The sequence below is a fragment of the Streptomyces sp. NPDC003691 genome (assembly GCF_053981115.1).
Genome location: NZ_JBSFNQ010000060.1, coordinates 15,759 through 40,844 on the forward strand (window position 1 = coordinate 15,759; position 25,086 = coordinate 40,844).

13 protein-coding genes and 1 pseudogene are annotated in these 25,086 nt (G+C 71.6%); 9 read left to right on the top strand and 5 right to left on the bottom strand.

Annotated features, from left to right (window positions below):
* Positions 1-18: 18 nt before the first annotated feature.
* Positions 19-435: a YciI family protein gene (locus tag ACWDR0_RS24845; protein ID WP_456353966.1), complete on the bottom strand. Its 417-nt coding sequence runs from the start codon at positions 433-435 to the stop codon at positions 19-21.
* Between the two features lie 188 nt (positions 436-623).
* Complete coding sequence (locus ACWDR0_RS24850) at positions 624-1,811, bottom strand: alpha/beta hydrolase family protein (RefSeq protein WP_456353967.1); 1,188 nt, start codon at positions 1,809-1,811, stop codon at positions 624-626.
* Positions 1,812-2,177: 366 nt separating this feature from the next.
* On the opposite strand from ACWDR0_RS24850, the gene ACWDR0_RS24855 reads away from it, so the two are divergent.
* Complete coding sequence (locus tag ACWDR0_RS24855) at positions 2,178-2,957, top strand: L,D-transpeptidase family protein (RefSeq protein ID WP_456353968.1); 780 nt, start codon at positions 2,178-2,180, stop codon at positions 2,955-2,957.
* Between the two features lie 141 nt (positions 2,958-3,098).
* Here the strand turns inward: ACWDR0_RS24855 and ACWDR0_RS24860 are convergent, their stop codons facing one another.
* Positions 3,099-3,794, bottom strand: a complete 696-nt coding sequence (locus tag ACWDR0_RS24860; protein WP_456353969.1) for a hypothetical protein — start codon at positions 3,792-3,794, stop codon at positions 3,099-3,101.
* Positions 3,794-6,955 (bottom strand): VCBS repeat-containing protein, encoded by a 3,162-nt coding sequence (locus ACWDR0_RS24865; protein ID WP_456353970.1) that lies wholly within the window; start codon positions 6,953-6,955, stop codon positions 3,794-3,796. Before ACWDR0_RS24865 ends, ACWDR0_RS24860 begins: the two co-directional genes overlap by 1 nt.
* Before the next feature lie 904 nt (positions 6,956-7,859).
* Here ACWDR0_RS24865 and ACWDR0_RS24870 point away from each other — a divergent pair.
* The 6 genes from ACWDR0_RS24870 to ACWDR0_RS24895 all read left to right on the top strand — a co-directional run bounded on the left by ACWDR0_RS24870 (position 7,860) and on the right by ACWDR0_RS24895 (position 21,350).
* Positions 7,860-15,650: a ricin-type beta-trefoil lectin domain protein gene (locus ACWDR0_RS24870; RefSeq protein ID WP_456353971.1), complete on the top strand. Its 7,791-nt coding sequence runs from the start codon at positions 7,860-7,862 to the stop codon at positions 15,648-15,650.
* Between the two features lie 50 nt (positions 15,651-15,700).
* A complete protein-coding gene (locus tag ACWDR0_RS24875; RefSeq protein ID WP_456353972.1) occupies positions 15,701-16,129 on the top strand; it encodes a hypothetical protein in 429 nt (142 codons plus the stop codon).
* A 274-nt stretch (positions 16,130-16,403) separates the two neighbouring features.
* Positions 16,404-17,216, top strand: a complete 813-nt coding sequence (locus ACWDR0_RS24880; protein WP_456353973.1) for a thiopeptide-type bacteriocin biosynthesis protein — start codon at positions 16,404-16,406, stop codon at positions 17,214-17,216.
* 1 nt (position 17,217) lies between these two features.
* Positions 17,218-19,899: a lantibiotic dehydratase gene (locus tag ACWDR0_RS24885; protein ID WP_456353974.1), complete on the top strand. Its 2,682-nt coding sequence runs from the start codon at positions 17,218-17,220 to the stop codon at positions 19,897-19,899.
* A gap of 20 nt (positions 19,900-19,919) precedes the next feature.
* Positions 19,920-20,081: a hypothetical protein gene (locus tag ACWDR0_RS24890; protein ID WP_456353975.1), complete on the top strand. Its 162-nt coding sequence runs from the start codon at positions 19,920-19,922 to the stop codon at positions 20,079-20,081.
* A gap of 72 nt (positions 20,082-20,153) precedes the next feature.
* On the top strand, positions 20,154-21,350 hold the full coding sequence (locus ACWDR0_RS24895; RefSeq protein WP_456353976.1) for a lanthionine synthetase LanC family protein: 1,197 nt from the start codon (positions 20,154-20,156) through the stop codon (positions 21,348-21,350).
* An 83-nt stretch (positions 21,351-21,433) separates the two neighbouring features.
* On the opposite strand, the gene ACWDR0_RS24900 is transcribed toward ACWDR0_RS24895, so the two are convergent.
* The gene (locus ACWDR0_RS24900) at positions 21,434-22,684 is read right to left on the bottom strand and encodes a hypothetical protein (RefSeq protein WP_456353977.1); all 1,251 of its coding nucleotides are present in this window, start codon (positions 22,682-22,684) and stop codon (positions 21,434-21,436) included.
* A gap of 181 nt (positions 22,685-22,865) precedes the next feature.
* Here ACWDR0_RS24900 and ACWDR0_RS24905 point away from each other — a divergent pair, with 181 nt between their 5' ends.
* The gene (locus ACWDR0_RS24905; RefSeq protein WP_456353978.1) at positions 22,866-23,846 is read left to right on the top strand and encodes an ABC transporter substrate-binding protein; all 981 of its coding nucleotides are present in this window, start codon (positions 22,866-22,868) and stop codon (positions 23,844-23,846) included.
* Positions 23,843-24,853 (top strand): annotated as a pseudogene (locus tag ACWDR0_RS24910) (FecCD family ABC transporter permease); the annotation flags it as partial. The gene ACWDR0_RS24905 and the pseudogene ACWDR0_RS24910, both read left to right, overlap by 4 nt.
* Positions 24,854-25,086 lie beyond the last annotated feature (233 nt).

The following is a 25,086-nucleotide window of genomic DNA, read 5'->3' on the forward strand; positions in this document are numbered from 1 at the left end:
TCCGTTCCGGGCGGGTGCTCAGAGCTGGCCGGTGGCCTCCCGCCACACCCGCTCCTTGCGAACCCACTCGTTGTCCTGCGGGAACTCGTCGATGGAGGTGATCCGGCGGATCTCGGTCTTGAACCCGGCGCCCGTCATCGGCGAGCGCCTGGCCCACTCGACGGCCTCCTCCTTCGACGCCACATTCAGAATGTAGAACCCGCCGAACAGCTCCTTCGTCTCACCGTAGGGGCCGTCGGTGACCAGCGGCGGGTCCGTGGAGTAGTCGACGACGACCCCGCCCGAGGAGTCGAGGCCCTCGGCCGCGACCAGCACTCCGGCGCGGATCAGCTCGTCGTTGAACCGGCCCATCGTCGTGAGGATCTCGTCGAAGTCGGCGTTCATCATCTTCGCGAGGCCCTCGTCGTCGGCCCTCATGATCAGCATGTACTTCATGGTCCCGCTCCCTGCGTCACCGGGCCCGCGGTCCGGACCCTCTCACCCGTAGGTCGAACGGGGGGCCTCCCGGATCGACACGGGCGCCGTTCCGGTTTCCGGCCGGTCCGACTGTAGCCCCGGACCCCGCGCCCGTCCGGCACCCACGGGTGTGTCGGTGCCGCGCCTCCGCCCTCGTGCGGCAGGTGTCAGGGGGTGTGGAACAGGACCTCCGGGTGCCCGGCGGTCGGCCCGTTCAGCACCGGGCGGGGCACCTTCTTGAGATGCCGGTCGAAGAAGGCCGCCGCGTAGACCCGGTTGAGCCGGGCCATCCGGTCGCCCGCCGGGGCGCCCGGCGCGGGCGGCACCCCCAGCGCGTCCGTGAGGACCGGCATATCGCTGAAGTCGTAGTGCCCGCTGCCCCGCACGGTCAGCCAGCGCTTCCAGCCGGACAGCTGCCGCCAGCCCGCGTCCCAGCTCCCGTCGCCGGTGCCCGGTCCGGCGTCCCCGGCGCCCATCAGCAGGAACGGCCGCCCGCCCAGACCGTCGGCGGGCACCGGCACGAAGAAGCTGCCGTCCATGTTGATGCCCGCGTCGACCCGCCGGTCCGTGGCCATGGTGTGCGCGGCCGAGGCCCCGCCGATGGAGTGCCCCGCCATACCGATCTTCCGGGCGTCGATCGTCCCGGAGTGCTTCCACACGGAACGCGGCCCGGTCAGCCGGTCGAGGAGGTGCGAGACGTCCTTCGCCCGCTCCCGGGTGACGTCCGCATACGTGATCTCCCCGTTGTCGCCCTTCACGCACGCCACGCACGGCAGCACGCCCCGGCCGGGGAACGCGGTGGCCGCGGACTCGTAGGCGTGGTCCACGGAAGCCACCACATAGCCGCGGGAGGCGAGGTCCTCCGCGAGATGCGTCTGTGACACCCGGGGCGCGCCGAACCCCGGCGAGAGTACGACCAGCGGGAACTTCGCCTTCAGCGGCCGGGCCTCCTGCCGCGCCCAGGTCCGGGTGGCCGTCACCTTCTCCTCGCTGCCGGGCGGAATCGCCTCCGGTCCCATATGCGCGGCCAGCGCGCGGGCCTCGGCGAGTGTCATGTACTGCCGGGGACCGCCGCCCGTGCCCGCCGCGGCGGGATAGTGCAGGGTGACCATGGTCTGCCGTTCCCCCGCCTCCGGGACCCACGGGTCGGGCCGCCCGGCCTCCGTCAGATGCAGGGCCGACACACCGACGGCGTGCGGCCCGGCCGGGCGGGGCAGTTCCACCTTCCGTACGGCCGCGTCCCGGGCCGCCGGGCCCGGTTCGGGCGCGGGCGCAGCGACGGCGGTCTGTACGAGGGGGAGGGTCACGGCCAGGGCGAGCAGTGCGGCCACCGGGCCGCGTCGGTTGGAGATCATGTACCGGACGGTAGGCCGGACCACCCCTCAAGATCGTCATCTACGGGGCCGGACCCCGTACCTCCCGGGTCCCATCCCGCGCCCGCCCCACTGCGACCTGAGACCGAGCCCCGCTCAGCCTCCCGTCTGACGGCGGGATGCGCCGGAGGCCGTCCCGGCGGGCTTCCTCCATCCGGGCTTTGACGGTACGTCAACTATCTGCGGCGGCGGGAACCCGGCCGCTGCCCGGGGGCAACCCGGAGCGGACCCCAGCCGGTTGCTCCTCGTACGGAAGGTCCTTCCGGGCCGGGAAGCCCTCGCTGCCCCGCACCCCGGAGGCCTTCGAGCACGGACCGACGACCGCCCCCGGAAAGCAGCAGAACCGCCATGAACCCGAAACCCGATTCCCCCCGCACCCGCCGGGCCGCCCTCACGCTCGGCGCGGCGGCCCTTCTCTCCGCCTGCTCGGCGGGGGAGAAGGCCTCCGGCGGCCCTCAGGAACTGTCGGCCCCGACCGCCCCCGCGACCCCGGACCCCGCCACCCCGGACCCCGCGCCCTCGCCCGTGGCCCGCCGCCCGGCGGAGATACCCGGCCTCGGCCCCCGGACCCGGGCCGGTATCGGCGCCCGCACCCGCCAGGTCCTGGTGGTCACCGGGGAGTCCGCAGACTCCAACGTCTGCCGGGCCGTCCTCTACGAACGCCGCACGGTCGGCTGGCGGCCCACCTCGCAGGTCTGGCCCGCGCGCAACGGCCACAAGGGCTGGAGCAGCCACCATGTCCAGGGCGACCTGCGCAGCCCCGTCGGCACCTTCACCCTCACCGACGCGGGCGGAAAACTGGCCGACCCCGGCACCGAACTCCCGTACCACCGGGACCCCATCTACACCGTCGGCGGCCTCAACTTCGAGGACGAGCCGAAGGCCGGGGCCTTCGACTACGTCCTCGCCATCGACTACAACCGCTACCCCGGCCGCACCCCCTCGGACTGGGGCCGTCCGCTGGGCACCCGGCGCGGCGGCGGTATCTGGGTGCACATCGGCCACGGTGGCGGCACGGAAGGCTGCATCGGCCTGCCCCGCGACCGCATGAAGGAACTCCTGCGCACCCTGCGCCGCTCCGCCCGGCCCCTGATCGTGATGGGCCCCGCGGACGAACTGGCCCGCTGAGCCGGGGGCCGGGGCGGCGAACGGACCGGCCCGCCGGGGGCGGGGAACCCCGGCGGGCCGGTCCCGGCCGTGAACGGCTCCGGGCGGGCTGTTTCCGTTCGTGACGGCTCCGGGCGAGCCGCCACTGCAGTGGCCTGCGGCTCAGCCCAGCAGCTTCGCCACCTGCGCGTCCACCACCTCCTTCGGCACCCCGGCCGCGCCCTTGCCGGGCTTCGTACCCGGCGCCGGCGCGGCCGTGAACCAGCCCGCCCTGCTGCCCGTGCGTACCACCACCACCTCGACCGGAACCTGTGCTCCGGCCGTGCTCGCGGTCGTGGTGAACGCCATGGCCTGGTCGGTGCCCGGCGGGGCCAGCGTCCTGGTCACCGCGGTGACCTCCCGCCGCTCGCCCTTCACCGCGAAGGTGAAGCCGGCGGCGCAGACCTCCGCGGCCGCGCTCACCTGCTCCAGGGCCGCCACCGCGCCGCTTTCGCCGTCGTAGGAGGCGATCGTCACCACCGTGGTGACCCCCTTCCCGGTGGCCCGCCGGGACTCGCTCGCCCGGGGCTTCCCGGCCGCGGTGCCCGCGACGGCGTATGCCAGCGCCGCGCACTCCCGCGGTTCCGGCCGTACGTCTCCGGGCGCGATCCGCTCGGCCGCCGCCGGTACGCCGACGCTGTATCCGGCGACCTTTCCGCCGCCGAGGGCGAGCGCGGACGGCGCACCGGCCGCCTCGGGACTGGGCTGAGCAGCCACCCTGAAGTCACCGTCCCCGCCGCCTCCGCCGCTGCCCGTACAGCCCGTCAGCAGGGCGACGGCCAGGCCCAGCCCGGCAGCGATCCGTACCCCCGGCCGCATCAGCCGATGGCCTTCGTCAGAGTCCAGCCACCGGTGATCACCGTCTTCGGCGGACCGGTGCCGGTCGCGGTGGTCGAGTAGAAGCGGACCGCACCGGTACCGTCGACCGCCCACATATCGGGGGTCCCGTTGGCGCTGGCGTCGGGCGTGCCCATCAGCAGCCGGATATTGGCGGCGGTCCAGCCGGTGCCGTACCCGGTGTCCGTCCCGGTCTGGGAGGCCGCGGCACTGCCCAGCGAGGCCAGGTCCGTACCGCCGCCGGTGGCGGCCTTGCCGCGGCGCAGTTGCAGGTTGCCGGTGTCGAAGGACCGGTACACCAGGTCCGCCGGACCGTCGCCGTTGACATCGCCGACGTTCACCAGGTCCCGGTTGGTCCACCCGGTGGCGCTGAGCTGGGTTGCCTTCTCGAACCGGGCGCCCGAGTAGCCGGTGAACGCCCAGAGTGCGTCGCCCGCCGTGACGAACAGCTCCGGCTGCTTGTCGCCGGAGACGCTGCCGACCGCCAGGATCTGGCTGAACGTGGACGGGGCGGGCGCGTTCGACGGCAGCTGGATGCCGATCCGCTCGTTGATGTCGAAACTGCCGTAGCCGTCGCCCGGGTACAGATACAGCTTGCCGTCCGGCATCCGGGCCACCAGGTCCGTCACCCCGTCGGCCGGCATGAAGTCGCCGTTGTGGCTGATCAGCGCGGGGGCACCGGTGCTGCTCATCCAGTACGTGGCGTATTCGGACGTCTTCTCCAGCTGGATCCCGGCGTCATGGGCGGCGGCCAGCGACGAGTGCAGCTCGCCCTCCTGGTTGTGGGCGCCCGGCCGGTCCGACGGATAGAGACGGAGGTCGCCGTCCCCGTCGATGGCATAGAGGTCGGGCTGGCCGTCACCGGTGACATCGCCCGGGGCATCGGACTTGTCCCGGGGGGTGACGTAGAAGAGGTACTTGGCCGGTTTGGACTCGTTGTTGAAGCCGTTGACGGCCTTCACATAGAGCACATTGGGGCCGGCCGTCGGAGGCAGCCGCAGGGGTACGAAACCCTCCTCCAGACCGGTCGACGGGTTCACCTTCCGGGCGTCCGCCGCGGTGACTTCCAGGTCGTACGACTCCCGGTTGAAGGAGTACTTGTACGTCACCACCTCTTCGTTGGTGCCGCCCGGCAGGATCCGGAACTTGCCCGGGCTGCCGTAAGGGTTCTTGCTCCAAACCCCGCCCGCGTTGTCCTCGGGGAAGTCACCGGTGGGCGAGTCCACCTTCGGCGAGCTGGGGGAACGTGAGTCGTAGACGAAGGTGCAGGGTTCCGATCCCGGGGGTCCGTAGGTCGAGTACGACCCCATGTCGTCCTTGGCGCGCACCGCCCAGTGGTAGGTCGCTCCGTCCACCAGATGCGGGCTCGTCGACAGGACCGTGACGCTCTCCGTACCGTCCGCCTTCACCGGGACTTCGGTGTCCACGAACTTGGTGGTGCTGCCGCTCCGCCAGATCTCGAAGTCCAGATGCGAGAGGTTCTTGTCGGGGTCCGAACTCTTCGCCGAGAAGACGAGGTCGCTCTTGCCCACCTGAGGATGCGGCGCCTTGACCGAGCAGCCGCCGCCGGGGCTCATCCGCAGATTCACCGGCTCGGTCGGCTTCCTGTTGTAGATCATATTGATCTTCGGAGACGATTCGCCCTCGGCGTTGAACTTCTTCCAGGAGTAGGCGCCGTCACCGTTGTTCCGCTCATCGGTGGCCATCAGGCGGATGGTGACACTTTTCTTCCCCTCGTCGGCCAGATCCTGGGCGACCGGCACGGCATCGAATTCGACGTCCCGGTCGGGGCAGGAGCCGCTCCAGCCGTGGGCGAAGCTCTTCGCGCCGATCTGCTTGATCGTGTTGGGCTGCAGGGATTCGCGCCAGGCCGTCTCCGGAGAGATCTCGCCCACCCGGGCGACCTGCATCTCCCGGGACTGGCAGGACCAGGAGTAGGTGTTCCGCAGCCGGACGGTGGCCGATTTGATATCGGCGCCCTTGAGGTTGCTCTCCCAGCCCAGCCTGAAGAACGACCGTGACGTGCCCATGGTGTCCGACTCGAAGCCGACACGCGCCTCGGTCGTACCGGAGTTGAAGTTCCGGCCGTCCCAGAAGCTCGAGTCCGGGTATCTGGAGTAGACAGTGGTCCAGGCCTTGTTCTTGCCGTTCGCCGGAGGGTCGATGAAGACGGGCCAGACGGTGTTCTTCGCCGACAGCATCGCCCGGTCCGGCACCATCCGCAGTACCCCGCTGGAGGTGCCGCCCCCCTGGAAGGATCCGGTCAGCGCGGCGGCCTTGCCGCCGGGCTGCGGGCCCGCCAGGCCCTTCAGCGCGAAGACGCCCCGGGCGTTCCGCGGCGGCGCCGCGGGGGAGTCGGCACCGACCGTGTTCCGCCCGCCCGAATCCCACATGAACGGGGTCGGGGATACGGCGATGTCCTCGCCCGCCTTGTTCTTCCCCACCACGACCTGGGACCGCGGATTGTGGTGGAACGTCAGGTCCGGGGAGCTGTAGCGGTACGACAGGGCCGCGAGCTTCGGATTCGCCGCGGCCTTCGCGTTATGCACCACCAGGACGTGCGTGTAGCCGGAGTCCCGGGCGGTGAGCATCAGGTCGACCCCGTCGAAGACACCGCGGTAGAGCGCGGTCGCCCCGTCGATCTCCGGTTCGGGGAGCTTCCCGGGCCAGCCGACCGTCATCCGGTGGCCGCCTGAAGTGAGGGTGACCATATCGGTGAAGCCGGCCTTCGACGCGGGGTTCCCGGTGTGGAAGACCACGGAGTCCGCGGCCGCCTTGGGCCGCCAGCCGCCCTTCGTCCGCTCCAGGTTGGTGTCGATGGGTTTCCAGGCTCCGTCCACCCGGGCCCGGACCGGTGCCGTGTGCGAGGTCAGTTCGAAGGTGCGGTCCGGCCGGGCATAGGTGGTGGAGTTCGTGGTGCGCAGCGTCGCGACCTCGACCTTCCTGCCGGTTCGTACGGCCTCGCGCTGCGCCAGGTTCTCGTCGAGGGGCGCGGCTGCGCGGGCCGGTTCGGGTCTGTTCTCGGATTCGGACGAGTCCCCGTCGGGGACGAGCAGTACGGCGCCCAGGGCCGCGGCTACCAGGGCCGCGACCCCCGCCGTGGTGCGCCGGGGCAGTGCCCGGATAAGACGACGACGATCCACGGTGCTTGGATTCCCCTCCCCTGGGCGCGACCGGCGACCGCCCGTGCCGTGGACGGCGGGGCAGGTTCGGGTCGCGCAGGTCCGCATGTCGTACGAAGCCGTGTCACCGGACGGCCCCTCCGCGCGGTGCGCGTCGGGGGTGCGCCGGTGGCTCCCCGGCTCCGTTCCTGGTCGGGTCCGGGCCGATTTACCCATGCACGTATCGGCCGTTCGCGAAATTCCGACATCTCTTGAGCGTTCTCAAGGGGTGTCCTATTTCCACGGGTGGCGAAGGTGGACGGAAAGTACGGCCAAGGCCGGGACGGGAGCGGCAGCAGCATGACCGATCGGGCACCCTGCGGCCAGATCGCCTGCTGTTCTCCAGGTGATTATGAAGAAATCCCGGTGTGATCCGGGCCGGTCCGACTCCGCGATATTTCGCATCGCCGTGCCACCGCGGGAGTGTGAGGGCTTCAAGGTTGACACTACGGAAATCGCGGGTTGCCGGAGTGCCACGCCCAGGAATGCCGTGCGAAAGGTCCGGATTCATTGGATTTGCTGGGCGTCACAGCAGTTTTGAGGTGAGGCGTGGCGAATATGGGCGATTTTGCCCACTCGGTCGGATTGTCAAGAAGTGGCCATCAATGCGGCGTGATTTATGTCACAAGAGGTTTGAGGTCATTGTTTGACGGCTCCTGAATTCCTCGCAGACGATGCCGCTCGTTCAATTTCCTCGAACCCGGGCCGTTCCGCGGGCAGTTCATTGCCCGCGTCTCCGGAGCCCGGTTTTCAGTCGAGCATTTGGAGGGCTGCGGCCGTCGTGTGGAGATCCCTTTCGTGGAGCGGTCGGGGGAGTCTCCCCGACTCGAAAGCACAGAGACACCGACGCCTGAAACGGCGCGTCGGTGTCATCGGAATTCTGTCGGTGGCGCTCACCGTGGGCATGCTGCCGGGGGCGAACGCCGTGCCCCCGCCCACCCCGCGGTCGGGCGTCGATCTGCTCGACCTGCCGGAAGAGGTACCGGTACCCGGTGAGGACGGCGGTGTCTTCGCCGATCTGACCACCGGCACGGTCCCGATCGTCGACGACTACGAGGCGGAGCAGACGACCGCCCCGCCCGCGGCCGCGGCCAGCCAGCCTGTTACCGCGCTCACCCCGGGCCAGACCGTGCCCGTGGGCACCACCCCACTGCAGGTCGGCGCGCCCGCGGCGGCCACTCCGGCGGAGGCGGCGGCGCTCCAGGGCAACTGGCAGGTGTCCGTCGCCGACCAGACCGCCCTGGCCGACCGGAACATCGAAGGCGTCGTCTTCACGGTCACCCCGCCGGCCACGGCGACCGGGGAAGCGGTCGTCGCCCTCGACTACACCCGCTTCGCCGAGCTGTACGGCGCCAACTGGGCCGACCGGCTCCAGCTCACACAGTTCCCGTCCTGTTTCCTGACCACCCCTGATGTCGAGCCCTGCTCGGAGCCGGTCGAGGTCGGAACCGAGAACATCGTCACCCCGGCGGCGACCGACGCCCCCGGTGACGGCAAGCTCGACGGCACCCGTCAGATCAAAGCGACCCTGAACGTCGCGAGCCTGACCGACCCCGCGACCCCGCCCGCCGCGGCCAAGTCCGGCAGCAAGTCCGGCTCCGGTGCGACCGCCGACCGGGCGTCGTCCTCGAAGACGACGCCGGGCGGTATCGTGCCCGCCCTCCACCGGGCCCCGAGCGAAGCGGGCGGCGAAGCGCCCTTCGCCCGGCCCGCCTCCACCCGGTCGGCCTTCGCCGAGAAGGCCGCGGCAGCGGGCGCCAGCGTTCTGGTCGCCACCGCCAAGGGAAGCGGCGACAAGGGAGACTTCTCCGCCACCCCGCTGCCCAGCGCCGGTGAATGGACGGCCGGCAGCAGCTCCGGAGGCTTCTCGTACAACTACAAGCTCCACGCCCCGAGCGTCCCCGGCGGCCCCTCGCCGAACCTGGCCTTCGGCTACAGCTCGCAGGCCGTGGACGGAGCCACCTCCGTCACCAACAACCAGCCTTCCTGGGTCGGTGACGGCTGGGACTACAACCCCGGCTCCATCACCCGGACCTACCGCTCCTGCCGCGACGACACCGAAGGCGGCAACAACACCCGGCGGAAGACCACCGACCTCTGCTGGGGCTCGTACAACGCGGTACTCACCCTCGGCGGTACCACCACCGAACTGGTCCTCGACGACGCCGACAAGGCCACCCCCCACTCGAACAAGTGGGTCACGGCCAACGGCGACGGTTCCCGCGTCGAGCTGGTGAAGGACCCCGACATCGCCAAAGGCAGCGCGACGCCCAGCGGCGACGACGACGGGGAGTACTGGAAGGTCACCACCCGGGACGGCATGCAGTACTTCTTCGGCCGCCACCGGCTGCCCGGCTGGACCACCGGAAAGGAGACCACCGGCGCGACGTACGTCATCCCGGTCTCCGGCAACCAGCCCGGCGAGCCCTGCTACGACGCCGCGTTCGCCAACTCCTTCTGCAGCCAGGCCTGGCGCTGGAACCTCGACTACGTCGTGGACACCAAGGGCAACGCCATGTCCCTCTGGTGGAGCCAGGAGGGCAACTACTACGCCCGGAACTTCAAGTTCAAGCAGCCCGTGAAGTACGACCGCGGCGGCTGGCTCAAGAAGATCGACTACGGTCAGCGCGCCGACTCCCTCTTCACCGCCCCGCCGATCTCCCGGGTGACCTTCGACGAGGCCGAGCGGTGCTTCCGGGAAGGCACGGTCAGCTGTACCGAGGCCAACTTCACCTCCGGTGACTTCGAGAAGAACCGGATCTGGTACGACACCCCGGCCGATCTGTACTGCTCGGGCGCCACCGGCAAGGAGTGCTTCGTCCCGCTGCCGACGTTCTGGTCCCGCAAGCGCCTGGACTCGGTGACCACCTGGACCCAGCGCACCCCCGGTTCCACCGCGCTGTCCAAGGTCGACACCTGGGACCTGGACCAGTCGCTGCCCGCGGAGAAGACCGACGAGGGCACGGCCCTCTGGCTGGACAAGATCACCCGCTACGGTCACGGCCCCGACGGCAAAACCGCCAAGATCAACCCGGTCGAGTTCGTCGCCAACACGAACCCCATGCCCAACCGGGTCAAGGGGCCCGGGGACGCCAGCCCGCTGTACGACCGGCTGCGGATTTCCAAGATCGTCAACGAGTACGGCGGCGAGACGCAGGTCCACTACCGGCAGCCCACCGGGCCCTGCCGGACCGGCACCGGATTCCCGTCGCCCGAGGCGAACACGGGCCTCTGCTTCCCCGCGTTCTGGCACCCCGACCCGAACAAGGCCGGCGAGAAGACCGCCTGGTTCAACAAGTACGTCGTGGACCGGGTCGACGAGCTGTCCGGCATCATCGGCACGCCCGCGGTGAGCACCGAGTACCAGTACCTCGACGGCGGCGCCTGGGCACTCAACCAAGCCGAGTTCTCCAAGAAGAAGACCCGCACCTACGACCAGTGGCGCGGCTTCGAGACCGTCCGCACCATCAGCGGAGCCGACTCGGCCGACACCTACCAGGGCACCCAGCGCTCTCAGACCGAGGCGCGCTACTTCCGCGGCATGGACGGCGACAAGCTGCCGAACGGGCAGACCCGCTCGGTCGTCATGAAGGACAGCAAGGGCCAGGACATCGCCCGCGACGCCCTTCCCTACCAGGGCCGGGTCGCCGAAACCCTGACGTACACCAAGGTGGGCGGCACGGTCGTCACCCGGGAGGTCGACACACCGCGGCACAAGGTGCTCGCCACCCGGATCCGCGGCGGCGGGATCCCCGACCTCAAGGCGTACCGGGTGCTGGAGGACTCCAGCATGACCGTGACCGCCTCGTCCGGTACCCGTACCGACACCAATCAGCACACGGACGACGACATCCGCACCGAGCGGACCACCCGTACCACCACGGAGTACGAGAACGTCCACGACCTGCCGGTCCAGGTGGAGTTCCACGGGGACACCGGCCGGTCCGGCGACGAGACCTGCTCCCGGCTGAGCTATGTCCACAACACCGGGGCCCACCTGATCGGCCTCAGCAAGGAGACGAAGACCACCACCGGGCTCTGCTCGGCGACCGGAACCTCCGTCAAGGCGATGTCGGGCTCCCGGGTCACCTACGACGACGTCGCCTTCGGCGCCGTACCGACCGACGGGCTGACCACGTCCTCCTGGCAGCTGACCCCCGGCGGGGACCAGTGGGAGACCGCGCCCAGCTCCAAGCTGACGTACGACTCCTACGGCCGGACCAAAACCACCACCGACGCCACCAACAGCACCGAGACCATCACCTATACCCCGGCCACCGGCCAGGTCCACTCCGTCACCACGGAGAACGCGCTCGGCCACAAGTCGGTCAGCGAAGTGGAACCCGGCCGCGGTTCGGCCCTGAAGGAGACCGACGCCAACGGCCGCACCACCCGCTTCGTCTACGACGCACTCGGCCGGACGACCAAGGCGTTCGCGCCGTCCCAGACCGGCGACGAGGCATCCGCGCTCTTCGAGTACCACACCCCCTCCGGCCAGCCGCCCTATGTCGTCTCGCGGGCACTGCTCGAAGAGGGCGGCTATGCGGAGTCCGTCGTCTTCTACGACGGTCTGGGCCGTGAGCGGCAGAAGCAGGAGCCGGCCGTCGGCAAGGGCCGGCTGATCACCGACATCCTGTACAGCGCCAACGGCAGCATCCGCCGCACCAACAACGGCTACTTCGTGAAGGACGAGCCGCAGCGGCAGATGTACGAGCCGGTGGACGCCACCGACAGCAAGATCCCCAACGCCACCCTCTACAAGTACGACGGCCTGGGCCGCACCCTGGCCGAGACCCCGTACGAGGCTGGCGTGCCCAAGCCGGAGAAGGCGAACCGCAGCGAGTTCGGACTCGACTACGCCATCTCCATCCCGCCCGCGGGCGCCGCCGCCCAGCGGGAGTGGAGCGACGCTCTCGGCCGTACCGTCCGGATGGACACCTTCACCGACCACGGCCGGACCGCCTGGCGCTCCACCGCGTACGACTACGACACCCGCGGCGACCTGATCTCGGCCAAGAACCCCAAGGGCTACACCTGGTCCTGGAAGTTCGACGCCCTGGGCCGCCAGACCGAGGCCGTCGACCCGGACGCCGGGACCAGCCTCACCGAGTACGACCTGGCGGGGCGGCCCGTCCGGGCGCGCGACGGCCGGTCGAACTGGGTGCAGACGAAGTACGACGCCCTGTCGCGCCCGACGGAGGTCCTGCTCGAAAACGGCACGGGCCCCGCGACCCTGCTCCAGAAGACCAGCTACGACCAGATCACCGGAGCGGTCGGACTGCCCTCCGGCTCCACCCGGTACACCGACAACAAGCCCTACACCGAGGAGGTCACCGGATACACCTCCGACTACCAGCCCACCGGCACAAAGCTGACCCTGCCTACGGACATCGCGAGTAGGCACGGCCTCCAGCAGACCTACAGCTACAGCTACGAGTACTCCGACCGTACGGGCCGGATGGACGCTGTCAGCCTGCCTGCCGTGGGTGCCCTGACCCCGGAGAAGGTCGTCACCCGGTACAACGAGGACGGGCTGCCGATCTCCACCTCGGGCAAGGAGTGGTACACCTCCGGAACGGTGTACAGCCCGTACGGCCAGGTGATGCGGACCGTCAGCGGTGAGAACCCGCACCGTGTCTGGAACACCAACCTCTACAACGAGAGCACGGGCGCGCTGGAGCGCAGCATCGTCGACCGGCAGTCCATCAGCGACACCACGACCGTCACGGGCCACCGCGTCAACGACCGGCGGTACGGCTACGACCTGTCGGGCAATGTCACCTCGGTCCGCGACGCCTTCGGCAACGGCACCACCGAACAGCAGTGCTTCAGCTACGACATCCTCGGCCAGCTGACCGAGGCATGGACGGCATCCGCCGGCTGTACGGCACCGGGCAAGACGAGCGCCGCGCCCGAGTACCCCGACGGCACCAAGAACGTGTCGGCGGCGAACGACGGCTACTGGCAGTCGTACCGCTACGACGAACTGGGCCAGCGGGACTCCCTGGTCAAGCACGACCCGGGTCTCGACGCCACGAAGGACATCACCACCCGCTACACCTACGGAAAGACGGGCGGGGCGCAGCCCCACACCCTGACCAAAATCCAGACGACGTCCAGGACGGCAGCCGGGGCGGAGGTCACCAAGGAGGCGACCAGGACCTACGACGCGGGTGGCAACACCCTGACCCGGGAGGACGGCGCCGGATCGGAACAGGCCATCGCCTGGACCTGGGACGGCAAGGCGGAGAAGGTCACCGGCTTCGGGGAGAACGGCTCCGGCGCCTGGACCAACACGGCGGGCCGCTGCCTCGACCTGGCGGGTGGCCGGACCGCGCCGAACACCGCGCTCCAGACGTACTCCTGCAACGAGACCAAGGCGCAGCGCTTCCGGATCGACCCGGCGTCGAAGACGACCCCGGACACCGGCACGCTGAAGGTCCTCGGCAAGTGCGCGATCCCGCTGAACGGCGGAATCGCCGACGGCACCCCCGTCGTCATCGCCGACTGCACCGGTGCCGCCGGACAGCAGTGGAAGACGGTTGCCGCCGGGAAGAAGCTCCAGCACGCCGATTCCCAGAAGTGCCTGACCGTACCGGGCGCCGGGGCCCCGATCGGCACGGACCTCCAGCTCGCGCCGTGTGGCGCGGCGACCCAGGAGAACCAGTCCTGGACCCCGGCCGACGAGACCACGTACATCTACGGCCCCGGCGGCGACCGGCTGCTGTCGGTGTCCTCCGGCACCACGAGCCTGTACCTGGGCGAGGCGAAGCTCACCACGTCCGGCGGGATCGAGTCCTCCGTCGAGCGCTACTACGCCCAGCCGGGCGCGCCGACCGTGATGCGGTACGTCAGCGCCGGAAACAGCGAGCTGTCGGCCCAGATCACGGACCACAACGGCACGGCCATCGCGAGCGTGGAGCTGGCGCCGGGCAACGCGGTCAAGTTCTCCAAGAAGGACCCGTTCGGGGTGGACCGCTCCGAGCACCACGAATGGCGCTCCCAGCGGGACTACATCGGCGGTGACGACGACGCCTCCACGGGCCTCGTCCATCTTGGCGCCCGCGAGTACGAGCCGGCGACCGGCCGTTTCCTCTCCCCGGACCCGCTGCTGGACATCGCGGACCCGGTCCAGATGAACGGTTACGTCTACGGCGACAACAACCCCATCACCTTCGCCGACCCGAGCGGTCTGGCAGCCGCGTACCAGGGCGGCGGCGGAGGCGGCGGCTACGACGGGGCGGGCTACGGCGGCCCGTCGTGGTCCGAATACCAGGATGCCCAACGGATCATGGGCGTCTCGTTGATGGATGTCATCCTCTCGTCGGGCTGGGGAGTGCTGAAGGCATTCCTCGGCTGGGACGACGCGGTCGGCTGCGCGACACGGGGCGACCTCTGGGCCTGCGCGAGCCTGGCCTTCAGCGCGGTGAGCGGCCTCTTCGGCCTGGCCGCCAAGTTCAAGAAGATCGTCAGCGCGGTCAAGAGCATGATCTCGGCGGTCTCCGCCTGGAAGAAGGCCCAGGACCGCGCCCGCAAGGTCATCGAGCAGGCCAAGAAGGCCATGGAGGCCGCGAAGAAGGCCAAGGAGGCAAAGGCCCGCGCGAAGAAGGCCGCGCAGCTGAAGAAACAGAAGGCGAAGGAAGCGGCGGTCAGGGCGGCCAAGAAGGAGGCCCAGAAGACCGGCAACGCGGTCCAGAAGGCGAAGAAGGTCGAGGCCAAGAAGGCGGAGAGGCCGGTCAGGTCACCGGTCCAGCTGGTGAAGGCCCCACCGAAGCGGTCGGGAGGCAAGGGCGGTTCGGACGGCGGGGGGTCCTGCCCCAACCCGGGCAACAGCTTCACCCCCGGCACTCTGGTCCTGATGGCCGACGGCTCCACCAAGCCGATTGAAGACGTCCGCATCGGTGACCAGGTTGTGGCGACGGACCCGGAGACCGGCGAGACCGCGGTCGAGACGGTGACGGCCGAGATCACTGGCCGCGGCGAGAAGAACCTGGTCGACATCGTGATCGACACGGACGGCAGGAAGGGCTCGGCCACCGCGGAAATCACCGCCACCGACGGCCACCCGTTCTGGGTTCCTGAGTTGCGCGATTGGATCGACGCGACGGACCTTTCGGCGGGCGACTGGCTCCGTACGGGCGCCGGCACGCTGGTCCAGATCTCGGCGGTGGAACGGCGGACTGCACAGGCGACGGTTCACAACCTGACGGTTGAAGACCTGCATACGTATTACGTTGTCGCTGGCTCCGCAAATGTCCTGGTTCATAACTGTGGCCCGAGTTCAGGGAACTCGGAAAATTCATCCGGGGAGGCAATCGTTCACCTGGATCGACCCAATGGGCACGCCTTGATTACGATTCGATCTGGCGATGAGGTGCTCAGCACGCATCAGTTCGGTGGTGTTGGCCTTCCGGATAATGGAGTTGAGGAATTTGATCCGTCCATCCTTTCTTCGACGACCATCAACATAAGGATCCCGTTGCCGAACCCGGGAGGCGCTATGGCGTTCGCTGAAGTGATGATGACAAAGACTGCGAAGGGTGCCTATCCGGCGTACGATCTGGATAATCAAAGCTGCGTAACTTACTGCTCTCAGGTTCTGCACGCGGGTGGGGTAAGTGACATACCGTTGGATACTTTCAGCGCTACTAGGTGGCTGATCAGAAAGCACGGGTGAGGTCGCTGTGCGATGATGCTCAGGCCTACTTGGAAAGGGGTTAATCGGATTTGTCCATGCCGGAAGGTTGGGAGTGGCTTGAGGAGGTTCCCGGTGAGTGGAACCCGCCAGGGGAAATTCAGGATCCTTCAAACTCGGTCGGCGTCAACCTTGCGATTCAAATTCTTTCTTGCGATGCCGTAGGTCTGAATATCCGAGTCTTGGTCGGAAGGTTTATCGCCGAACAGTCGAATTTCACGATATGGTTCCTTCGTGAGGTGAAGGGATCCCGGCGTGATCTTCGCGAGGTTGCCATCATCTCGCGAACTCCTTCGGTCCAGACACGTTTGGTCTTCGAGGCCTGGAGTGTTTTCCGGGGGGCGTTGACCGAGGCAGGGTCGGTGGAGGAATTGCTTCCGAAAGTGGTGGCAGGAAGGGATGGCCTTTCCCGGGCATTGGTGGAGGCTATCGATAAGCTGGTGGCGGCGCGTGAGTTCTGACGTCGCTCCGGGGGAATCCGCGCTCCCATTCTGATGCTGTCCTTCGGCTCCCGTCGTTCAGTGGCGGGAGCCGAAGGCGTTATGGTGTCGGGTCATGGTCTCGCGAGGTGGAAGTTCCGTGTCGGCGCGTGGCGAGTCCGGAGTTCACGGGTGGATGAAATGGTCGCATCATACGACTAAATCCGGCGCCTGTTTGGATCCCATGGATATCAGGAAATTAACTCCATGAGAAGAATCGCCGCGCCGCACTACTCGTACAGCGAGGAGGTGGACGATGCCGGATGCCGAACACCCCGAGGACCGCTGGGTCCAGGTCAACCTCACCACCACCCCCTACCCCCTCCCTCCCGCCCTCTACGGCGGAATCGCCGAGCTGGCGAGGGAGTTGCTCCGCGGACCCGCCGACGAGTTCTTCTTCATGCACAAGCCGCCCGGGCTCCGGCTCCGGTTCCAGGCGCGGCAACTGGACGACGTACCCGGCCTCCGGAGTGAAGTACTCAAGCGGGCCGGGGAGTTCGGGGATGCCGTCGCCACTGTGTACGAGCCCGAGGTGTATCTCTTCGGGGGCGACGCCTCCATGCCCTACGTGCACCGCCTCTTCACCGCCGACGCCCTCGCCTGGCTCGACTGTCACCGGGCGGCGGCGACCGGGCAGGCGCCCGCGGGCTGGCGGGTATCACTGCTCCTGCTCCGCGAACTCCTCGGCGGGCTCGGCATCGTGGGGTGGGAGCACCGCGGGGTGTGGGGCGTCGTGCGGAGCGAGACCGGGCGGGCGCTGAAGCCGGGGCACGGGGACAGCGGGCGGCTCCGGGCCGAGCAGGGGATCCGGGAGTGGTGGGAGCGGCCCAAGGAGGGTGCCTTGGACACGCTCCCGCAGGAGTGGCGGGCCCGGATCGCCGCCCACGGCGACGCAGTCCGCCGCGCCGCCGACGCCTGGCGCACCGGCTACTTCGAAGCCGGGCAGGCCGTCCGCGGGCCCCGCCGCGCCGCCGCCTATGCCGTGATTTTCCACTGGAACCGCGCCGCGCTGCCCGCCGCCCGCCAGTCCCTGCTCACCGAGGCGCTCGCCTCCGACGGGGTGGTGTGACATGCCGGACCATGACAGCCCCCTGCTCATCGGCGGCACCGCGCTCGTCCGGATCGCCGGGGTGCCGTGCGCCCTGTGGACCGCCGCGGGCAACCCCCGTCTGGCCGAGCGGCTCGCCGACCACGCGGACGCCGCCGACCGCCGGGCCGCACGGGCCCGTTGGCTTGCCGCCGCGCTCGGCGAGGTCGTCCCGGACGGGCGGCTGGCCGATGCGGAACGGCATGCCGTACTGGCTCTGCGCAGGCGGCTGCACTCCGGCGCGGCGCCCCGGCCGGGGGAGTGCGGGATGCTGACCCGGCTGCCCGCCGTGCCCTGGCCGCTGGCCCGGGAAGCCGGGGAGCTGCTGCGGGACGCCCGCGCCGGGGCCGCCGCGCAGTCCGCCCTCGAACGCGAACTCGCCGGGGAGCGCGAACGGGTGGGCGCGCTGGCCTGGCGGCTCCTCGACGAGAGCCCCGTGCTGCGGGCGTTCGTCGACACCGCCAGCCCCGGACTGACCGCCGACATCGCCCGGATCCTCGCCGAGGGCGAGGGCTGGACCGGTAAGCGGCTGCGCAAGCGGTCCGGATATCTCTGGCGGGCCGTCGCCCGGGCGGCCGTGAAGACGACCCCCCGGGGCTGGGCCTGCCATATCGCCGCCGTACCCGTGGCAGAGCAACCGGCTGCCGTCCGTGGCGGAGCCCTGGCAGGAGACCCCGGCCCGTTCGGCGCCCCGGGGCCCCTGCTCCCGGCCGCCGACGCCCCGGCTTCCTTCCAGCCGCCCGCCCCCGGCCGCCCCGCCCCCCTCCTCCCGCCCGGCGCGGCCGTCGGTGCCCTCGCCGCCACCGCCGCCGAGAACGTGCATCTGGTACGGACCCGGCTGACCGCCGCCGACCCCTGGGAAGGCGACCCGGCGACCACCTACGTCCCCGCCGCCCTCCAGGTGACCGACCCCGACGGGCGGATCCGCTGCTACGGAGTCGACCCGGCCGACCCCGCCCGCACCCGCCAGGTCGCCGTCCGCCGCACCCGGGTCCTCGACACCGTCCTCCGGCTGCTCGCCGCCGGCCCCTGCACCCTCCCCGACCTCGAACGCGCCATCGCCGGGCCCGCGGGCGCCCCCGCGCTCCACGGCTTCCTCGGCCATCTCGTACGGCTCGGAGTGCTCCAGCCCTGCGGAGCGCCGCGACGGCATACCGGGGCCTGGGTCCCCGCCCGCGACCTGCGCCGCCCCGGCACCCTGCCGCACCCGGCCCGTAGCGGCCGTACGGACGACTGGTTCGTCGACTCCTACCGCACCCTCGACGCCACCGTCCCGGCGGCCGCGACCGAACGGGTCCGGCGCGCCCTGGCCGCCGTCGCCCGGGTGGACCGGCTCCGGCAGGCCGACGCGGCCGCCGCGCCCGGCTCGGCCGCGCCCCCGGCCGCCGCCGGAGCCGTCGGCGAGGAACCGCGCCCCCTCGGCGCCGTACTCGCACACCTCCTCGCCGACGGAGCGCCCCCGGCCGGCCTCGGCACCCTGCGCCGCTACGCGGGCTGGCACCCGCCCCACGACCCGGCCTCCGGCTACGCCCGGCTGCTCGCCCATATCGACCGCCACCGCGACGAGACCACGGTCGACATCGGCCACGGACTGCTGGACGCCCTCGGCGCGCCGCCCGCCGAAGAGGTCCTGCCCGCCTGGCCGCTGGACTGTCTGCTGCGCCCCCTGCCCGGCCCCGGCGGACCCGTCGCCGTCCTCGAAACGGCCTCCGCCGCCCATGTCCTCGACGCCCGGTTCGCCGAAGCGCTGCACACCCTCCACGGTCGCCACGAACCCGTCGACGCCTACCGCGAGTTCCTCGCCGCGGTGGAGCGCCGCTCCGGCGCCCGCTTCGTCGAACTGCTGCTACCCCCGGCCGGGGAGCGCGCCGCGAACGCCGTCCGGCGGCCCGTCACCACCCGCTGGTGGACCGGCGACCCCAACCACGCCGCGTACTGCCCGCCCGGCGGCCCCCCGCAGCGCTACCTCCCCCTGGACCGCATCACCCTGCGGCGGTCACCCGGCACCGGACTGACGGCCGAGGCCGACGGCGTACGCCTGCTGCCGGTCCACCACGCCACCCGCGTCCCCCTCCCCCCGTACGACCTGCTCGCCGGGCTGCTGCTGCGCGCGGGCCACCCCGCGGCCGCCACCACGCTGCGCCTCGACGGACTCGCCGCCGCAGAACCCCGCACCCCGGAGGTCGTCCGCACCCCGCGGCTGACCGCAGGGGGCGACCTCGTCGTCTCCCCGGCGACCTGGCGGGTACCCCGCGAACTGCTCCGGCCCGCCCGCGACGGCGACTTCGCCCGGGCCCGCGCCCTCGCCGCCCTGGCCCGCGCCGCACATCTGCCGCGCTGTGTCCTCGTCAGACCGTCCGCCGACGCCAAGCCCCTGCCGGTCGATCTGACGTCGCCCGTCGCGATCACCCTCTTCGAACGGCTCTGCGCCACCGTGCCCGGCGACGACCTGCTGATCGAGGAGATGCTGCCCGGGCCCGACCGGCTCACCCTGCGCGACGCGGCCCACCACGGCGCCGCCGTCGCCGGACAACTGCTGCTCACCCTCGCCCCCACCAGGGACCCCGAAGAGCTGGCCGCGCTCGCCGCCGCCGCGCTCACCCACGGCGTTCCCGGTCCCCGCACCCCCTGTGCGACGGCCACCGGGACGGTCACCACCCCCTAGAAGAAACGAAGGAGAACCCCATGCCCATCGCCGAGACCATCGAAATGACCGACCTCGACGCCCTCATCGACGAGTTGGACGAGCGCGTCACCACCGCCGACTCCGGTGCCGAGAACATGGCCGACACCGTCGGTATCTGCACGTTCCTCGCCTGCACCGCCATCCTGGGCATCTGCGTCTGATCCGGATCCGTACCGAACGAGTCGCCCGGCCGCAACGACCGGGCGGCTCACCGTGCCCAGTACGGAGCACTCATGTCTTCGAGCCCCCGGACCGTCCCCGCACCCCTGGACTCCCCGCGAGCCCTTCAGCGCGCGGTCCGCCTCCTCCGCGACTTCCGTCCGGGCGACGCCGTCGCCTGCGACCCCGGTGTCCCCGTGCTCGCGGCGCTGGTCGCCGCCACCGGAACCGGTGACGCGGTATCGGTCGCGCGCCGCGCCGTGGCCGCCTGGGCGACCACCGTCGGCCGCGGCCCCTCCCACCACGCCCTCTACAACTCCGGACTCGCCGGAACCCTGGTCGGACTGCACCACGCGGCCGTGCTTCACCCCCCGCTGCTCCGCGTCGCGGACCGGCTCCGCGGCCATCTCCTCACCGCCGCCGCGCAGCGCCCCTGGCGCACCGAGCAGGTCGCCCTCACCGACTACGACCTGATCAGCGGCCCGGCGGGCACCCTGCTCGCCCTGTACGCCACCACTCCCGCCCCCGCCCACCCGGCGCCGCTCGCCGACCACCTCGGGACGCTCTGCGACTCCGCCGACCTGGCCCGCCTCCGTACCGGCGGCTACCAGGACGACCCCAACCTCCACTGGCTCCACGGCCGGATCAACACCGGCGCAGGCCACGGTGTCGCCGGACTGGCCACGGCCCTCACCGCCGCCGTCCGCCGGGCGGGCCCCGACCCGCGGCTCACCCGCGCCCTGCGCCGCACGGCGGACTGGCTGATCGAACAGTCCTTCACCGACGAACGCTCCGTTTGGAGCTGGGACGGCGCCGGTCTCGACGGCACCCCGCCCGCCCCCGGCCCCCGCCCCCGGCAGGCCTGGTGCTACGGCAACCCCGGTATCACCTGGGCCCTGTGGGACGCCGCCGACGCCCTCGGCGACGAGCGGACCGCCGCCTGGGCGACGGCCGCGTTCACCACCCTCGCGGACGCCTGGGACCCGGACTTCCATCTCTACGGCAAACTCCCCGCCGACCGCCTCGGCCTCTGCCACGGCGTGGCGGGCGTCCTCACCGTCGCCGACGCCTTCGCCCGGCACGCCCGCCTCTCCGCCGCCGCGACCCTCCGCGCCCGCCTGCTGCGCCACCTGGACACCCGGATCCCCGAACTGGACGAACCGGCCTGGCACCACGGACTCCTCGGCGGTACGACGGGAGTCCTGGCCGCCCTGCTGACCACGGGGCACGGAGCGTCGCGCGACTGGCTGCCCTGTCTGGGACTGCGGTAGCCCCGGGCGCGTCGGCGGCCGGGGCGGCGGGTGCCTGGGTGCCGGAGTGCCGGCCGGGCCGCGGGCGGGGGCGTGACGCCCGCTCAGCGGCCCACCGGATCCCCCTCCGCGCCGTCCCCCGGGGACACCAGGGCCAGCAGTCCGCCCTCGTCCAGCGGGGTGGGGACGGTCAGGGTGCGGACGAGGGAGCCCGCTGCCGCGTCGGCGAGATGGACCTCGCCGTGGCCGCCGCGGCTGACGGCGATCAGGCCGTGCGCGGGTGACGCGGCGACCGCCCGCCGCTGGACGCCGTCCCAGGGCGGGGCGTCCGGCCGCGGGGCGCCCGACATCGGCGGCAGCGGGACGCGGGCCGTGATCCGGGCGGTCTCCGGGGAAAGCAGGACCAGTTCGTCGCCGTCCGGGTGGATCCGGGCGAACGCCAGATGCCGGGCGGCGACCGCGAAACGGAACACCAGGCCCGGGCCGAGCGGGATCCGGCCGCCGCGGCCCGAGTCCAGGCCGTACCACCAGGCGCAGTTGGTCCACTCGGGCCACCGCTCCGGATCCCCGGGGCCGCCCCGTACCGTCGACCACAAGGTCCGGCGCACCGGGTCCAGCCGCAGATAGTAGCCGCGGCCCTCGCCGCCCCAGGGCAGCACCGGTTCCGCGGTGAGGCCGTCGCCGGTCCGCAGCGCCCGGTGCACGCCCTGCCCGGTGGCGGCGAACAGCCGTCCCGAGACCGGGTCGTACGCGTCGCCGTGCCCGTCGTCCGGCAGCGGCAGCCCGCAGGCCGGGGCCGCGGGCGGGCAGGACGGCGGGGCTTCGTCCAGCGCCGCCCAGGAGTAGGCGGCCAGCGCTCCCGGCTCGCGCTGCCGCAGCACCACCCAGGGATCGCCGGAGCCGTCCGTGTGCGGCGGCGGGGGTACGAGGACGACGCCCGGCTCACCCGGGCGGGCCGTCCGTACCCGCACCGCGCGGGGGCCGCCGTCCGCGCCCAGGTCGACGGCGGTCAGCAGATCGGTCCACGGCTCCTCGTTGCGGCCGAGGCCGGTGGTCACGGCGATCCGCCGCCCTGCCGGATCGGCGGCCAGATGCTCGGCCGGGACCGCGACGGGCACGGTGGCCGCGGTGAGCGGCCGGCCCCGGTCCGGGCCGTACGGGTCGAGGACGACCAGCTCGCCCGCCCGGTCGTCGACGAAGGCGGTACGGCCTCCGGACAGCGAGAGGAAACCGGCGTGCTCGGCGGGGTGACGGCCGGGCAGCAGCGCCGTCTCCCGGCCGTCCGACGGGTCGAACACCCGGAGTCCGCCTGCCACATGGTCGGCGACGAGCAGGCGGGGCGAGGCGGCTGACACGGGCGGCTCCCGGGGCGGTGGAAACGGATGTTATTGGAAATGATTATCATGTGGGTCCTATGGTGTGCCGCGAAGGGCGGCGCGCGCAAGTGATCGCGGACGGCGGAGGCCGGACTCGGCCTGGTGCTCGGATCCGGAGAAGTTGATGAAAAGCCGCGAACAATGTGAAAGGGGAGGAATCATGAAGCTGCGGACACGGATCTGTGTGCTGCGCAGGCTGATCGCCGCCGCTCTCGCCGGTGCCGTACTGGTCGGCTGCGGTACGGCGGCGAACGACGGCGACGGCGGGGCCGCCAAGGGGGAACCCACCGACATACGGGTGGCCCCCATCAAGCCCGCGCGGAGCGTCACCGACGCCAAGGGGGTGCGCGTCACCACCACCGAGCCGCCCGAACGCGTGGTCTGCCTGGTCGCCCTCTGCGACGACATGCTCGTCGAACTGGGCATGACGCCCGTCGCCACCAACTCCGCGCTCCTCGCCCACCCCGGCTTCCTCGGCAAGGCGAAGGCGGCCGCGGTGCCGCAGATCCCGGGCGGCTTCCTCAGCCCGGAGACCGAGGCCGTGCTCTCCCACCGGCCCGACCTGGTGATCGGCCTCGCCGACACCCACGGCAGACTCGCCCCCGCCCTCAAGGGCGCCACCGTCTTCTGGCCCCTCCAGCCGGGCGACTGGCAGGACAGCGTCCGCTATCTGCGCGATCTGGCCGCGCTCACCGGCCGTACGGAACAGGGCGAACGGGCCGAACACGGGTTCCGGGAGAAGCTCGCCCGCGCCGAGGCCGACCCCAGCGAACGCACCAGCCTGATCGTCTTCGGCAGCGACGAGAACTTCGGCGTCGCCACCCCCGGCACCGACGTCACCGCCGGACTCTTCCCGAAGCTGTCGCACTATCCGTGGAAGAGCCGCGGGGCGCAGGGCAGTTACAGCCTGGAGGAGATCCTCGCCCGCGAGGTCGACGTGCTGTTCGTCGAGACGCTCTCCTTCGGCGGCGCGAAGGACGGCACCCTGTCGCGGAGGCTGGCGAAGAACCCGCTCTGGTCCCGGATCCCGGCGGTCCGCGAGGGGCGCGTGTACGAAGTCGACGCCGAGGTCTGGGCCAAGGGCCGCGGCACCCGGTCGCTGGGCATCGTCCTCGACGAGGCCACGGCGAAGCTGCGGTGAGCGGGCGCACCGTCGTCGCGGCGGGCGTCCTGACGGCGGCGGCCGTGGGCTGCGGACTCGCCCTCGGCACCCCGCCGGTGCCGCCCGCGGAGTTCGCCGGCTCGTTCGTGGTGACCGAACTCCGGCTGCCCCGGCTGGTGCTGGCGCTGGTCGCCGGTGCCTGTCTGGGCGCCGCCGGACTCGTCCTCCAGGAGGCCCTGCGCAATCCGCTGGCCGTCCCCGAACTCCTCGGGGTCTCCTCCGGCGCGGCCCTCGCGGTCGTCGGGCCGCTCGTCCTCGCCGTCTCCGTCCCGCCGGCGCTCCAGCCCTTCCTCGCGATCGGCGGCGCCGCGGCGGGCGGCGCGCTCACCCTGCTCGCCGCCGGGGCCGCTCGCGGCCCCTCCGCCGTCCTGCTGTGCGGCGCGGCCGTCGCCGCCGCGCTCCAGTCCGCCCTGCTGGTCCTGATGGTCCTCGCCGACCAGCTCGACCTCCAGCTGATCCACCGCTATCTCCTCGGCAGCCTCTCGGCCCGCACCTGGGACGACGTCACCGAGCTGCTGCCGTGGCTGGTCGCCGCGGTCCCCGCGCTGGTGCTGTGCGCACCGGTGCTGTCGGTGCTGCGGCTCGGCGACGACGACGCCCGGGCCCTCGGCGTCCGGGTGCACCGGGCCCGGGCGGCCGCGCTCGCCGTCGCCGTCGTCCTGATCGCCCCCGTGGTCGCGGTCTGCGGCCCGGTGGCCTGGGTGGGGTTCCTCGCCCCGCATCTGGCACGCAGGCTGGCACCGGGGAAGGACGCCGTCGGGTGGCTGCCGTGGTCCGCGGTCTGGGGCGCGCTCATCGTGGCCTGGGCGGACCTGCCGGCCCGGCTCGCGCTGGCACCCGTCGAGACCCCGGTCGGCGCATGGACCGCGCTGCTCGGGGTTCCCGCGGGCGTCCTGCTGCTCAAATACCGGCCGGGCGGCGCCCGTCCGCAGCGGCGGGCCGGGGCCGGGGGAGCTGCCGCCGGGTCCGGGGGCCCGGCGGCCCCGGGGGCCCGGGAGACCGCGCCGCCGGGTGCCGCGCCCTCGCGGGCGGGGCACGGGCCCCCGCCCGGGGGAGCGGGCGCCGGGCCCGTGCCCGCGGGCGGGTCCGGTGGTCCGGCGCCCGACGACGACGGCCGGTCACCCACCCGGCTGCCCGGTCCGGCCGGGATGCCGCATACCCGCCCGGGAGGGTCCGGACCTGCGGGCGGGATGCCGGGTACCCGCCGGGGAGGTGCCGG

What these genes read in the sequence shown, in the direction of transcription:
- ACWDR0_RS24845 (WP_456353966.1), bottom strand. Translation starts at nt 435, where the DNA reads ATGAAGTACATGCTGATCATGAGGGCCGACGACGAGGGCCTCGCGAAG.
- ACWDR0_RS24850 (WP_456353967.1), bottom strand. Translation starts at nt 1,811, where the DNA reads ATGATCTCCAACCGACGCGGCCCGGTGGCCGCACTGCTCGCCCTGGCC.
- ACWDR0_RS24855 (WP_456353968.1), top strand. Translation starts at nt 2,178, where the DNA reads ATGAACCCGAAACCCGATTCCCCCCGCACCCGCCGGGCCGCCCTCACG.
- ACWDR0_RS24860 (WP_456353969.1), bottom strand. Translation starts at nt 3,794, where the DNA reads ATGCGGCCGGGGGTACGGATCGCTGCCGGGCTGGGCCTGGCCGTCGCC.
- ACWDR0_RS24880 (WP_456353973.1), top strand. Translation starts at nt 16,404, where the DNA reads ATGCCGGATGCCGAACACCCCGAGGACCGCTGGGTCCAGGTCAACCTC.
- ACWDR0_RS24885 (WP_456353974.1), top strand. Translation starts at nt 17,218, where the DNA reads ATGCCGGACCATGACAGCCCCCTGCTCATCGGCGGCACCGCGCTCGTC.
- ACWDR0_RS24890 (WP_456353975.1), top strand. Translation starts at nt 19,920, where the DNA reads ATGCCCATCGCCGAGACCATCGAAATGACCGACCTCGACGCCCTCATC.
- ACWDR0_RS24895 (WP_456353976.1), top strand. Translation starts at nt 20,154, where the DNA reads ATGTCTTCGAGCCCCCGGACCGTCCCCGCACCCCTGGACTCCCCGCGA.
- ACWDR0_RS24905 (WP_456353978.1), top strand. Translation starts at nt 22,866, where the DNA reads ATGAAGCTGCGGACACGGATCTGTGTGCTGCGCAGGCTGATCGCCGCC.